The sequence below is a fragment of the Methylobacterium sp. JK268 genome (assembly GCF_054052225.1).
On the sequence record NZ_JBSVZN010000010.1, the window covers coordinates 88,197 to 102,145 of the forward strand.

The window sequence follows — 13,949 nt, forward strand, 5'->3', positions numbered from 1 at the left end:
GGCAGCGCCCGGCGGCCCGCCGGGTGCGATTGGGGGGAGCCGCTCCGTCGCGGTCCCGCCTCAGGGCCGGTCCTGCTTCGCGCAGTGGACGGCGACCATCCGCTTCCCCTCCAGGAACACCACGTCCAGGATGCGCCAGGGCGTGAACTGCTCGACGCAGTTCGCGAGGGTGTAGGGCGTGAACCACGCCTTGTGGTCCGGGTGGATCTCCTCCAGGTAGTCGTCCTGGCCGGACAGGTGGCCGCGCCGCCAGCCGGGAAAGTCCGCGTAGTTGAAGCATCCGATCCAGCCGAGCAGGCAGGGAGCGGTGATGAACACCTCCGCGAAGGACACGCGGTCCAGGCTCTCCAGGAATTCCTTGATGTTGTGGACGTGCTCGATCGTCTCCGGCACCAGCACCAGGTCGTAGCTGTCCCGGATCTCCGAGACGTCGCCGTAGTAGGTGCCCTGAACGAATTGCGAGAGGGCCTTCAGCCCGGCCGCGTCGGTGTCGAGCCCGTCGAGGCGGGCGCAGTGGCCGGCGATCTGGATGTGGAGGTTGTGCGCCGGGTTGAAGACCGGGAAGTCCGTGCAGCCCACATGGAGCACGCGGCGGCCCGCGCAGAGTTGGCGGATGTAGGGCAGCCGCTCGGGAACGTTGCGGACCTTCATCCGCTGCAGGTAGAAGTAGTTGAGCGCGCCCCGCTCGATCGCGTAGGGCGCAGCGCTCGCGGGCGCCTCGGCCGTCACCGTCTCCGATATCATGGTTCGCTCCGATCCTTCCGTGGATCACCGCGCGCCGCCCCGCGGCCGCGGCGATCCGGCTATTGCCGCACCTCGACGCCCCAATGGCGATGGGTCGAACCCCAGTACTGCTTGGCGAAGACCGGCCCCGCTCCCGTGTATTCCAGGCCGGTCAGGTGCCGCGGAAAGAAGAAGTGGCTCGGATAGACGGTGAGGTTGATGAAGCTCGACTGGCGGACGGTGTTCGTCAGCCGCAGCGGCCCGACCTTCTCCCAGGCCATGCCGGCGTGCGGCTCGGGGTCGGCCCAGATGTCGTGGATGATGCGCTTGACCAGGGGATGCTCCGGCTGGAAGCCCAGCGCCCCCGCGGCGATCAGGCCGGTCCGGGTGATCTCGTTCTCCCAGGCGGCGAAGCTGTCCGGTTCGATCAGCCAATCCTCCAGCGGCCGGACGCAGATGCTGTCCGCGTCGAAGGCCAGGCCGCCGTGCCGCTGCAGGATCTCCCAGCGCAGGATGTCGGCGGCGCCGTTGATCTCGCGCTCCCACCAGTAGCCGATCTGGTCGGCCAGCGCCCACTCGACGGCGTTGACCTCGTCATTGCCCCAGATCCGGACCTCGTAGTCCGGATTCTGCTGCTTCCAGGTTTCCATCCACTGGGTGGGGCGCTTGCTCTGATCACCGATCCAGATCAGGTGGATCACTTTCGGGAGAGGCATTCCGGGTCGTCCTTCGCGTCATGATGCCTGTCGGGCCGAGCGGTGCCCGGCGCCGGGCGGCGGGTCACGGCACGTGGATGCCGCGCACGAGGTCGCCCTCGCCGATGATCAGGCCGGGCACGTAGCCCTGCTCCACGAGACGCGTCCGCTCCGCCTCGGCCCGCTCCGCGAGGAAGACGAGGCAGCGCTGCAGCGTCTTGTCCGGCAGCCCGGCGACCGGGGGCGACACGGTGATCCGCCGGGGCAGCCCGAGCTTGCGCAGCAGGTTGCTGATGGACGGGCCGTCGTCGACGCCGACCAGGATGACGCGCTCGATCTCCGGGATCGCCTCGGCCAGCCGCGCCAGGGTCTGGACCGCGACCAGGAGGGGAAGGCGGTCGAGATCCTCGATCGGCTGCTCGGCCTCGGCCGGCCCGTAGACGGTCAGCCGGCCGTAGATCTCGTGGGCCGCGAGGTAATCGCCCTGCGCCATCGCCATCCGCATGGCGAGCCGCAGCTGCGTGCGCTCGTAGTGGTCGACCGCGCCGCGCAGCGAGCGCTGCTGATCCTCATCCGTCGCCCCGCCGAGGCGCCGCAGCATCGCGCGGATGTAGGTGTCGAGGCCGCCGCGGTGCAGGTCCCAGCGGCCGGTCCCCACGGTCCCCGCGCCGCCATGCACCTCGCGCGTGAGCGGGTCGCGGGTCGGGATCCGGCAGAGCGGCTTCGTCAGGAAGGCGACGGCCCGGTCCGTGATGAGGTCGCTGAGGGCGACGAGCCCGGGATGGCAGTGCCGCCCGCCCCGCAGCAGCCGGTGCGCCGCCTCGGCCCGGTAGAGCCCGATCTCCGGCGCCATGGCGTGCCGGAGCATGAAGCTCAGAAGGTCGATCGCGTCCCCGGGCCCGAACACCGCCTCCTCCGCGGCGTCGTACTGCAGGACCGGATCGCCGATCTGGAGAGCGTCATGAACTTCCCAGGGGCCGAAGCAGGCGCCGATCTCAGGACGGGCCTCCATGAGCTGCACCGCCGCGATCAGCGTCTCGGGAACGACGGCCTCGTCGTCCCCGATCGCGATCAGGGTTCGCCCGCGGCCGCGATGGAGCGCCGGGAGGAGGCGTGCGCGGGGGCTCTCCCCGGCGGCCGGACCGGTCGCCCGGGGATCCTGACGGTAGTAGGTCAGCGGCGCGCCCTCGGCGGCGAGGCCTTCCACCAGCGCGCGGCTCCCGTCCTCCGGCGCGGCGTCGACGACGACGACCTCGTGGGCGAACGGGAACAAAGACGGGGCGAGCAGCGGATCGAGCAGGCGCTGAAGGACGGTCGGTCCGCGCGTGGCCGTGACGCAGATGCTGAGGGCGATGGTCATGCCTTGGTCTCCGCACGGTCCGCGCGGCGGCACCCTCCTGTCGGGTCGCGCGGGCCGTTGATGGTTCGTCGATGGGGCGCGCGTCGGCTCCCGCGATCAGATGTCCGCGGGCAGGACCGCGAAGGGTTCGGGGGGGCGGCCCGCGCAGCGCAGCGCGTGCATGCGCCGGAACGCCGCCTCCAGGCCGCGCGCGTACCGGGCGGGATCGAACAGGGAGGTGGTCCGGCGCGCGGCGTCGAGCCGGGCACGCAGATCGGCAAGGCGCGACCGGTCGAGGCCGAGGTCGATGGCCAGGGCCTCGTACGCCGCCGCCGAGGTCACGGCGAGTTCCGGCAGGCCGACCGCGTGCAGGAGGCTCGCGGCGACGCGCCCGACCATCCGGTCACCGAGGCGCGTGAGGACGGGGACGCCGGCCCGCAGGGCGTCGCTGGCGGTGGTATGGGCGTTGACCGGCAGCGTGTCGAGGAACAGGTCGGCGTGACCGAGCCGCCGGAGATGCGCCTCCAGGGGCAGGTTCGGGGCGAAGACGATCCGCGCGGGGTCGATGCCGCGGGCGCCGGCCTCGTACTGGAGGTTGTCTTGCACCGCCCCGTTCGCCTGGAACAGCCAGAGGACGGCATCCGGCACGCGGGCGAGGATCCGCATCCAGGAATCGTACAGCTCGGCGGTGATCTTGTAGGTGTTGTTGAAGCAGCAGAACACGACCGCGTCGTCGGGCAGGCCGCAGGCGGCCCGTCCCGGGCCCGGCTCGATCTCCCGGAAGACGTCGTTCGGCTGGTAGCAGCCGGGCAGGTTGACGATCCGCTCGTCGTAGAAGGGCTGGTGCTCCGTCGGGGTGATGACCGCGTCGCCGACGATGTAGTCGATGAACGGTGCGCCGAGCGTGCCGGGATAGCCCAGGTAGTTCACCTGCACGGCGGCGGGCCGCAGCGCCATGATCTCGGTGCGGCAATCCCGCGTGTAGCCCTTGAGATCGACCAGGATGTCGATGCCGTCGGCCCGGATCCGCTCCGCCGCCTCGCGGTCCGACAGCGCGCCGATCTCCTCGAAATGCTCGAACGCGGCGAGGAGCCGCCGCCTCATGGGGGAATCGTCCCGCGGGCCGTGGCTGTAGGCGAAGACCTCGAAGGCCGTCCGGTCGTGCTGCTCGAACAGGCCCACCGCGAGCATCGCGGTGGCGTGGTAGTGGAGGTCGCTCGACAGGTAGCCGACCCGGATCCGGCGCCCCGGCACGGGCGCGGGCGGGGGCGGCAGGGTCTCTGTCACCCGGGCGGTGACCCCCGCCGTCCAGCGCCGCGCGCAGGTCAGGGCCATGGCGGGCGAGACGTCCAGCGTCAGGACCTTGAAGGGCGAGAGGCGGTCCTCGGCGGTCTCCAGCTGGGCGATGACCCGGCGCTCGTGCTCGCGCATCGCCGACCACTCGCAGGCGTGCCGCAGCTGGTCGAGGAGTTCGAACCGGGCCATCACGGAGGTCGGGTCGACGAGAAGGGCCTTGCGGAACCACTCCACGGCGTCGTCGGGACGGCGGATGAGGGCGCAGACGAGGCCCATGTTGATCATGGCCGGGACGGCGTCGGGCTTGACGGTGAGGGACCGCGCGAACGCCGCGTAGGCCCCGGCGAGCCGGTTCATCTTGAGCAGCAGGCAGCCCAGCACGTTGTGGAACTCGGCGTTGTCGGGGCGCAGGGCGATCGCGGCCTCGAACGCCTCGACGGCCTCGGGGAAGCGTCCGAGGCGGTCGAGGCACAGCCCGAGCTGGAACGGCGCCTCGAACTTGCTCGGGTCGAGCGCGGCGGCCGCCCGCAGCGCCGTCTCCGCCGCCGCGAGGTCCCCGGCCGCCATGAGACCCTTGGCGTGATCGAGCTGGATCTCCGCGTTCTCCGGAGCGAGGGACACCGCCTTGCGCAGGGCGGCGAGGGCGCCGTCGAACTGCCCCAGATGCCGCAGACACAGGCTGCGCAGGTGATGGGCGGAGGCGTTGCTCGGGTCGAGCAGGGTCGCGCGCCGGTACTGCGCCTCGGCCCCGGCGGTGTCGCCCTTCTGGTGGAGGCGAAGGCCCTGCGACAGGCACTGGTAGACCTGCGCCTGACGATTCGCTCCGCGCGCCGATGCCCGGTCGACGCTCCGCTCCGCGGCCCTGCGTTTCATCTCGTTCCAATCCATGCGGGGTGCCGCGGCGCCGCACCCGGCGGCCCGAGCCGCGCGCATCTCGTCCCGATGCACCGCCAAGGTGCAGGGGGGGCCTTGCGCGAGGCTTGTGGGGGGGCGCGCGGCGTCCCGTCAGGCGGACGGGGCCCGTCCCGGGCCGGCGAGGGTCCGGACCCGGGCGGCGAGGACCTCCGTGGCGAAGGGCTTCGTCATCCCCTGCATGCCGGCGGGCAGGGGGACAGTCCCGAGGATCGCCTCGGCGGAGCCGTTGATCCGCAGCACCGTCAGGCCCGGGCGCAGGGCCAGGCCCGCCTCCGCCATCGGGCGGTCGTTCATGCCGCCGGGCAGGCCGACATCCGTCACGACGAGGTCCATCCGCTCCGGTCCCCTCAGGCAGTGCAGGCCCGCGAGGCTATCCTGCGCCTGCAGAACCCGGTCGCCGCGCTCGCCTATCACCCTCGGCCACCACCATCCGCACGCCCGCCTCGTCGTCGACGACGCGCACGGTCTCGCCCGGTCGAGGGGCCCCTGATCCCGCGAGACGGGTCGATGTCCTCCGCCGCCGGCACCAGCGTGGTGTGGGAGCGCTCGACCGTCGGGAAGAACGGACCCTGGGTCGGCACGGTCGCGCCGTTGGCTATCGTCGACCGAGATCGCACGCTGCTCATCGTGAAAAGCCGATTGTTCACTCGGCAAGTTGTTTTATCGACGATTATTGTCGGCCGGATCCAACGCTGCCAGGATCGATCCGCAAGATGGATGCGATATGGGTGCCGGGATATCGTCCGTTGCAAAGCGCCAGGCGATGAGGCCCGTCCCAGTGCCGGGGGCATTCACGGAGACAACCGCGCTACGGCCCACCCGCGTGCCTCCGGGACTGAGGACAATCGCGGTGATCATGTAGGACTGATGCGGCGAACTCACCGCATAGTGGCGCAGGGCCTCGGTGAGGGCAGTTCCCGCGAAGGCCCGCGGGGGAGCGACAGCGGGATCGATCCCGCCGGTCGGATTGTGCACGGTGATGCCCGGCCGCAGTCGCATCGCGAGCGCGTCGGTCATGGACGGCAATCCGTCGATCTCGTCGATCGTTCCCATTGGTGCATTGCGCGGGCCGGGGAGCCCGAGGGCGCGGTATTGCGGTGCCTCGGCGCCGTTCGGCTCTGGCACGTCGTCGGGATCGCGGGCGTCGACGGTCTCGGCCGCGAGCGCTGCCGCCTCCCGGTCGGGCGCGCCAAGGGCCCGGAAGGCATCCTCCAGCAGGGCACGCGGGGCCGCGTTGAGATCAACGAGACCAGCCTGATCCTGCACCACGAGCGTCAGTGAGCCGCCTGGCCAGGAGCAGATGACCGGCGTGCCATTCTCGGGCAGGCCGAGTCCCGGTAGCCGACGAATGTGCTGCACCGCCAGCGACATCGCGACCAAGCGCACCGCCCCGTCGGCGAGACCCTGCAGCCGCAAGTTCATCGACCGACCTGCGGTCGTGGCGCTGCGCGTCAGCAGGACATGCGTCGCGGATGCGGCCACGGCCGCGATGACGAGCAAGATCGCCAGGACCGAGGGTAGGACGAAGCCGGCCTCGTCTCGGTCGTCAGCCTGCTTCGCTGCTTCGGCGTTCACGAGCCGCTGCCTAGCGCGAGCACGAGCGGCGGCCACCGGCGCCCGTCGGCGGGTGGGAACGCGACCGTGACCTCGACCAGGACGGGCGGTCGGTCGGGACGCGTCCAACTCGACGCCCACCGCGGCATGGGATCCGAGGCCTGTGCTCCGAAATAGCGGAGTTGCAGGCCTGCGATCCGGTCGAGCAGCAGGTCCGGTCGCCCCGGCGTCTTGGCGGATCCGCTCGTCTCGACGAAGGCCAGGCCGTCCTCACCCGCCGCCGTGCCGAGACTCATTTGTAGTTCCGAGCCGCGCGCGACGTCGCGGTTGGCCTGCAAAGTGGCGACGAGGCGGTCGGGCAGGCCCAGGAAAGGGGCATGCCGGCCGTTGGGACGACGTCCGGCGCGATCGGCGAAGGCCCGCCGCAGGTGCTCGCGCACGAGTTGGACCTCCTCCTGGGCTTCGAGCTGGCGCGCGGTGCGGCTGAGCAGCCCGGTCGCCTGGAGGGCCTGGAGCGTCAACACGGCGACAAGGGCGCAGAGCGCAAGGGAGACCAGCATCTCGACCAGCATGAAGCCCGCCTCGCCGGATCCCGCCTCCGCCTCAGACACCGCCGAGCCCTCCTGCGATGAGCGTGGCGTAGATGAGCTGGCCGTCCGGCCGGTCGAGGGTGAGGCGTACGCGCCAAAGAGGCGGCAGGTCACGCCAGCCGAGCACCGGTCTGGCATCGACGACGGTGAGCGTCCAGGGCTGCCCGTCGCCGAAGCGGCCTTGCTCGAGGCCGGGCCGCAAACTACCGGCGGCCGCCCGGACGAGGACGATGCCTTCGGCTTCGTCGAGCCGGATCGCCGCGGTCTCGATCCGGCGGCCACCGACCGCCATGTCGGCGGCGATCCGAATTACCATCAGGCTGACCAGTGACACGATCGCGAAGGCGACGAGAACCTCGACCAGCGTGAAGCCGGCGTCGCCGGCGTGTCGCGCTGCTCCCCTTCGTACCGGCCTCATGGCGCGGTCTCCCCGCGCCGGACGGCGCCGGTGATAGGACTCACCGTCAACACCCGCCGGCCGGAGCCGCGGGCGAGCACGATCCGGCCTCCGGTCGAAGCACCGCCCGGCAGGAACCGGATCTCGTTCGGGCTCGACCGATGACCCGGCGGGATCTCGACGCTGACGCGCAGAGACGGCGTCGCCAGCGGCCGGGCGGAATTGCGTGAGGAGATGAAGCGGGCGGTCTCAGGATCGTAGACGAGGCTGGTGCGCTGGCCGGTGCGCACGGCCTCGGCCCGGAGGTGCGCGAGCTCGACCGCCAGCGCACCGGCGACCGCATCGAGCTGCTGCCCGGGTAGCAAGGTCACGAGCGTTGGGCCGCCAAGCGCCGCCGCGAGCCCGAGGATGACCAGCACCACGAGCATCTCGACGAGCGAGAAGCCGGCCGCCGGGTCGGCGGCGACATCGGCATTGCACGCCACGATCACCGGGCCGCGACGGGCGGCGGGCTCGCACCGACCGCGAGGGCGGTGAGCCGGGCCGCGAGGAGGTCCGGGCCAAGGCCGGGTCCGAGCCGATCGACAATCAGCCCGTCGCCGTCAACGAGGAAGAGCGCCGCGGTGTGGCTGTAAACGTAATCGCGGCCAGGCAGATCGGTACGCTGTGCGATGACGCCAAAGCTACGAATCGCTTCGTCGATCGCGGGCGGAGTTCCCGAGAGAGCAGTGATGCCCGGGTCGAAGCTCTGCATGTACTGCGCGAGGACCTCAGGCGTATCGCGCTCGGGATCGACCGTCACGAAGTAGATCGCCAAGTCGCGGGCTGCGGTCGGCAGCTTCGGAAGCGCGAGCGATAGTTCGGCGAGGGTCGTCGGGCACAAGTCCGGGCAGTGAGTGAAGCCGAAAAACACGGCGTAGGGATGGCCTGCGCGCTCGTCCGTGTCGATGGTTTTTCCGTCAGGGGCGACCAGCCGGAAGTGGCCGGCGATCAGGCCGCCGTGAGCGGATGGTGGCGGGAGGGCGGTCTGAGCATCCGCTGGATGGAAGCACGAGAGGCAGAGACCGAAGACGAGGAGTGAGCGTCGGAACATCATGGTCGGCCTAGAGAAGATCGACGAATCGATGGGATTGCAGCTACGCACCACGCCATCACCGCTTAATTTCATATGGTTTATATGCAATTAACGCACAGAAAGCATGATTAAACGGCAAAAATATCGATATACCATTGATTACGCAGGTCCTATATTTAGTATTATTGAAATGCAAAGACCGGCACAGGGTCATATATCCATGGTGCGATCGTTTGATATTTTCGTTTTTGACCCGCTTGGATAGTCGTCAGATATCCAAGCAGGGGCTTATTCATCAAAGGCGCACCATAACGCGGAGAATTAAATTAATCTAAGGGCAGCTTTCGCCTGGCTTGAATGTCGTCTTGGAGTGCGTTTCCATGGCAACCGCGTTGCAGCCACCGGCATCCATCCCGGGCGTGCAGCCTTGCTGGCCATTGTTGTGGACGATGATACAGGCTCCCCTGGTGGTCGCCGGTCGCGGCGTCGCCGCGCCGAATGTCGAGGGTTGCTGCGCGTCGGCACCGCCGCAAAGAGCGACGAGCCCAACAGCGGCTAAGCCGAGACGGAGTGTCGTCATGATTGGAGTCCTTCCCGATGGCGTTCGTCGAAGCATTCACTGGGCCGGTGGCGGAGGCGACCGAGCAAGCCTGGCCCCGAGCGGGCCTGCATCTGCACGCCTGCTCGGGGGTTGGGCTACTGCACCCGAACGATCTTGGCGACGCTCGGCACGCCGTTCGCGTCCATGGCGAACAGCATCCATGGGCCGGGCAGCAGGATTCCCGGCTCGTTCGGAAGGTTGAGCCTGTAGGTTGTGCCGTTGCTCGAGGCGACCGCGAGGGGCACTCGGCGCTGGTCGCCGTTGACGGTGTGGGTCGTGGCTCCCATCCGCACCAGGGCGAAGCTCGTCACCGTGCGGTCGGTCGCGATCGACAAGGTCGAGCCGGCGCTGGCCGAGGTCGGGGCGGAGGTGATGGTCGGCCGGGCGGCGGGCTTTCCGTCCGCGCCGAAAAGGTAGGGCGGGCTCAGGAATTGGAACTCGTAATGGTCGCCGTCGCAGTTGCAGAGGCCGCCGCCGCCCGAGGCGACGCGGCCGTCGGGCATCAGCACCGCCCAGCTGTGGTAGTTGCGCCCGACCGCGGCCGGCGGGAGCAGGCGGAACTTGCCGGTCGCCGGCGACCAGATGTCGGCCATCAGCACCGAGCGCACGTCGCTGAACTGAGCCTGCAGGGTCTGGCCGCCGATCGTCACGACCTCGCCGCTCGGCAGGACGACACTGTTGTGGAAGGCCCGCGGGAACGGGGCGGCCCCGAGCTTGGTGATGGTCGGGGTCGCGCCCGGGCCGGCCGAGATGTCGATGATGTAGGCGTTGTCGTTGGCGAGCTCGTTGAGAGCGCCGGCGGCGCCGCCGATCTTCAGGATCTTGTTGACGTCGTACATCACCGCGGTGCCGCTCTGGCTCCAGGTGTCGTCGCCGCGGGTGCCGACCTGGGTCAGGCTGCCGTTGCCACTGGTGTTGATCCAGAACATCTTGGGGCTCGGCCCGGCATTGAACGCCCAGCCGTTGGCGGCCGCGAATACCCAGTAGTGGTTGTCACGGAACGCCTTGTTCTTGGCGTAGTACACAGCCGCAGGCTCGGAGCTGACGTTCTGGAGCACGCGCCACTTCCCGGTCGAGGGCGACCAGACCTCGGCGAGCTTGTCCGAATCGTAGTTGCCGGACCACGAGCCGCCATAGGTCAGCGCCTCGCCAGTCGAGAGCGTGGTGTTGCCGGAATACCCGCGCTGGATGTTCATTGACTGACCCGTCGACCACGAGTTCGACGACGGATCGTAGATGATCGTCCTGTCGGCGTTGCTGCCGCCGTTGGTCAGGATGCGGCCGTCGGCCAGGATGCTGGTGCCCGGGCAGAAGGCTTCGCCGGCATTGCTGACGTACGACTCGGCCGCGCTGTCGTTGGACGGATCGTACAGGGTCGTCCACATGTTGGTGGACGATCCGAACGTGTTGCGGGTCTCGCCGCCCCACATCAGCAACTTGCCGCTCGGCAGGGCCGCGGCGGAGACCGGCACGATCCCGATGGTGCGCAGGGGCGTCCAGGCCGCGGTCACGGGCCCCGCTGCCAGCGTGAATCGCTGGGAATCGTCGCCGAGGCAGTCGTACTGCATCAGCCCGGCGCCTTCCTCGCGCGAGTTGTTCTCGATCGTCGCGCAGCGGCTCGAATGCGCCGCCACGAGCTCGTACCACTGGTCGAGCTTGCGCAGCTTCCAGAAGCCGCCGGCCATGCCCGAGTTGCATGATTGCTGGATCAGGCTCGGGGTATTGTCGGTGTAGCCGCGGTCGACCCACAGGCAAGCGCCCGAGCTGACGTTCCTGACCTGATATCCCTGGTTCCCGGCCGACACGAACGACCAGAGTTGCGGCGACTGGTTGGTGCAGGTGGTCAGGTTGAGCTTAGCGCCATCGCCCGCCTGGCCGCCGGGCACCTGCAAGCACTTGCCGCTGTAGCGAAGGATGAGCATGAGACTGCCCCCCGGCGCCTGCTCGCTCGCGGCCGTGTAGACGGAGCCGCCCGACGAGACGGATCCGTCCACGGTGCCGCCTGTCACCGTGCCACCGCTGCCGGGCGGCGAGGAGAAGATCTGATTAGCGCTACCGAGGCAGGTCCACTGGATCACCTGCGTCCCGGCTGCCATCGAGACGCCGTAGACGTCCAGGCACTTGCCGCTGGAGGCCGAGACCAGGGAAAAGCCGCCGCTCTGCGGCCGCGCCGACCACGCCTCGTTGGCGCTGCCGCCGCAGGTATACTGGTTGATCGCCGTGCCGTCGGCATTCAGGCCGCCATACAGGTTCATGCACTTGCCGTTGGCGCGGTTGACCAGCTTGAAGCCGCCGGCCATCCCCACCGCGTCCCAGATCTGCTCGGCGCCGCTGCCGCAGGGCTGCTGGCGGATGGCGACGGCATCGGTGTTGTCGCCGACCGGCGTCGCCAGGCACATGCCGGAATGGGCTGCCTTCAGCTGGCCCGAGCCGGTGCCGCCGACGAGGTTCAGGTTGACCATCGCCGGCGAGGAGAAGGTCTGATTCGCGCTACCGAGGCAGGTCCACTGGATCGCCTGCGTCCCGGCTGCCATCGAGACGCCGTAGACGTCCAGGCACTTGCCGCTGGAGGCCGAGACCAGGGCGTAGCCGCCGTTCTGCGCCCGCGCCGACCACGCCTCGTTGGCGCCGCCGCCGCAGGTATACTGGTTGACGGCCGTGCCGTCGGCATTCAGGCCGCCATACAGGTTCATGCACTTGCCGTTGGCGCGGTTGACCAGCTTGAAGCCGCCGGCCATCCCCACCGCGTCCCAGATCTGCTCGGCGCCGCTTCCGCAGGGCTGCTGGCGGATGGCGACGGCATCGGTGTTGTCGCCGACCGGCGTCGCCAAGCACATGCCGGAATGGGCCGCCTTCAGCTGACCCGACCCGGTGCCGCCGAAGAGGTTCACGCTGACCGTCGCCGGCGAGGAGAAGGTCTGGTTGGCCCCGCCGTGGCAAGGCCAGTGGATCAATTGTGTCCCGGCTGCCATCGAGACGCCGTAGACGTCCAGGCACTTGCCGCTGGAGGCCGAGACCAGGGCGTAGCCACCGTTCTGCGCCCGCGCCGACCACGCCTCGTTGGCGCCGCCGCCGCAGGTATACTGGTTGACCGCCGTGCCGTCGGCATTCAGGCCGCCATACAGGTTCATGCACTTGCCGTTGGCGCGGTTGACCAGCTTGAAGCCGCCGGCCATCCCCACCGCGTCCCAGATCTGCTCGGCGCCGCTGCCGCAGGGCTGCTGGCGGATGGCGACGGCATCGGTGTTGTCGCCGACCGGCGTCGCCAGGCACATGCCGGAATGGGCCGCCTTCAGCTGGCCCGAGCCGGTCCCGGAGGCGAGGTTCAAGCCTGCGGTTTGCGCAGAGGCGGGGACCGCGGCCCACAAGCTACCCAGAATCAGCGCTGCAGTCAGAAACGCAAACCGTGCTTGCATATTTCGGAATCCTCCGCGCGGAACACATGCCCTAAAGTCCTTACTCACGGTTTAATTTGCATTTGTGCATCTTAAAGTTGTCTGTGTCGCAGAAGTCAAAAATGGTGCAAGATAGGAATTTTGTCAGTATAGATAGAACTGAGATGTTTTGATTTCGTGAGCGCCTGTATGCCTTTGAACCAAGCGGAACATTTTTGATTAGATTGAGAGAGTATTGGATATGACCAGCGCAGGTCACTGCCTTGTTCTGAGCGGATCATCCGTCGCTACGGAAGCAATTCTCAGATTACGTCTATTAGCTTTGGACAGAGATTATGATACTTTGGCGGGTTCGGGGTAGGCGGCGGCGAGCTTGGCTCTGGCGCGCTGGGTGGTGAACACCCAGGTGATGCGGGCGCCTTCGGCATTGCGGCGCTGCTCCCGGGCCGCGACCTGCCCTGTGAGGGTCGCCTGATCAGGGATGCGGCGGTCGCGTCAATGGCCGCGCAGTCCCCCGATCTCGATCTCCACCATGTTGAGACAGCTCGCGTGCTTTGGCGTGTAGTGGAGTTCGATGCGGCTCAGGATCCGGTTGGGCCTCCTCGGCCGGGAAACTGTCGGAGCGGGCTCCGGGGGGATGGCTGGACAGGTTGTCCAGCACGACCCTGATCCGCGCGGCTTCGGGATAATGGGTGTCGACGAGGTCTTGCATGCAGTGGGCAAAATCGACGGCCGTGCGCCGATCCGTGACCTTCCCCTTGCGCCGGGCCCGGTGTGCGTCGACGAAGACGAACAGGTTGGCGGTGCCATTGCGCCGGTGCTCATGATCGTAGCGCTCCGGCCCGCCCTGGGGCGGCCGGGACGGGCTGGCGCGCCTCGCCGATCAGCTGAATCGGGCTCTCGTCGAAGCAGACCACCGGACGGCGCGGGTGGGGTGCTTCGGCGTAGAGGTCGAGCACGTCCTCCATGCGAGCCACGAAGGTGTCGTCGACCTGCGGGATGCACCACAACTCGCGCCGCCACGGCTTGAGGGCGTTCTCGGCCAGGCGGCGGCGCACCGTCTCCCGCGGCACCGCCGCGTGCCCGCTGGCTGCCACCACCGCGTCGGCCAGCAGGCTCGGCGTCCAGCGGGCGCGGCCCTTCGGCGGTGCGGAGCAGGCGGTGGCCACCAGCAAGGCCTTGTCCTCGCCCGGGCGCTTGCGCGCGGCCCCAGCGCGGGGCTGCTCGGTCAGGGTGGCCTCGCCCCCTCCTCCACGAAGTGGCGCTTGGTGCGCAAGATCGTCGACCCGCTGACACCGAGGCTGGCGGCCAGGCTCTCGTCGCCGATCCCCGTATCGGCACCCAGCAGGATTTGCGCGCGCTTCGGCCC

Annotated in this window: 11 protein-coding genes and 1 pseudogene; all 12 read right to left on the reverse strand. The window is 68.9% G+C overall.

From position 1 onward, the window contains the following. Window positions 1-60: 60 nt before the first annotated feature. A complete protein-coding gene (locus ACW9J6_RS12750; protein ID WP_457116854.1) occupies window positions 61-744 on the reverse strand; it encodes a hypothetical protein in 684 nt (227 codons plus the stop codon). A 59-nt stretch (window positions 745-803) separates the two neighbouring features. Then, complete coding sequence (locus ACW9J6_RS12755; protein ID WP_457116855.1) at window positions 804-1,439, reverse strand: glycosyltransferase family 32 protein; 636 nt, start codon at window positions 1,437-1,439, stop codon at window positions 804-806. Between the two features lie 64 nt (window positions 1,440-1,503). Beyond that, window positions 1,504-2,778, reverse strand: coding sequence for a hypothetical protein (locus ACW9J6_RS12760; protein ID WP_457116856.1), 1,275 nt, complete (start codon window positions 2,776-2,778; stop codon window positions 1,504-1,506). 96 nt (window positions 2,779-2,874) lie between these two features. Continuing rightward, a complete protein-coding gene (locus ACW9J6_RS12765) occupies window positions 2,875-4,926 on the reverse strand; it encodes an O-linked N-acetylglucosamine transferase, SPINDLY family protein (protein WP_457116857.1) in 2,052 nt (683 codons plus the stop codon). Between the two features lie 132 nt (window positions 4,927-5,058). Further along, a complete protein-coding gene (locus ACW9J6_RS12770) occupies window positions 5,059-5,382 on the reverse strand; it encodes a hypothetical protein (protein WP_457116858.1) in 324 nt (107 codons plus the stop codon). Between the two features lie 246 nt (window positions 5,383-5,628). Next, entirely contained in the window at window positions 5,629-6,543 is a 915-nt protein-coding gene (locus ACW9J6_RS12775) for a general secretion pathway protein GspK (protein WP_457116859.1), read from the reverse strand. After that, the gene (locus ACW9J6_RS12780) at window positions 6,540-7,094 is read right to left on the reverse strand and encodes a hypothetical protein (protein WP_457116860.1); all 555 of its coding nucleotides are present in this window, start codon (window positions 7,092-7,094) and stop codon (window positions 6,540-6,542) included. The genes ACW9J6_RS12775 and ACW9J6_RS12780 overlap by 4 nt, the downstream gene beginning before the upstream one ends. Before the next feature lie 31 nt (window positions 7,095-7,125). Then, window positions 7,126-7,530, reverse strand: coding sequence for a prepilin-type N-terminal cleavage/methylation domain-containing protein (locus ACW9J6_RS12785; protein WP_457116861.1), 405 nt, complete (start codon window positions 7,528-7,530; stop codon window positions 7,126-7,128). Next, entirely contained in the window at window positions 7,527-7,994 is a 468-nt protein-coding gene (locus tag ACW9J6_RS12790) for a GspH/FimT family pseudopilin (RefSeq protein WP_457116862.1), read from the reverse strand. The genes ACW9J6_RS12785 and ACW9J6_RS12790 overlap by 4 nt, the downstream gene beginning before the upstream one ends. Before the next feature lie 2 nt (window positions 7,995-7,996). Further along, complete coding sequence (locus tag ACW9J6_RS12795; RefSeq protein ID WP_457116863.1) at window positions 7,997-8,677, reverse strand: SCO family protein; 681 nt, start codon at window positions 8,675-8,677, stop codon at window positions 7,997-7,999. Between the two features lie 603 nt (window positions 8,678-9,280). After that, window positions 9,281-12,514 (reverse strand): RICIN domain-containing protein, encoded by a 3,234-nt coding sequence (locus tag ACW9J6_RS12800; RefSeq protein WP_457116864.1) that lies wholly within the window; start codon window positions 12,512-12,514, stop codon window positions 9,281-9,283. Window positions 12,515-12,913: 399 nt separating this feature from the next. Next, window positions 12,914-13,943 (reverse strand): annotated as a pseudogene (locus tag ACW9J6_RS12805) (IS630 family transposase); the annotation flags it as partial. Window positions 13,944-13,949 lie beyond the last annotated feature (6 nt).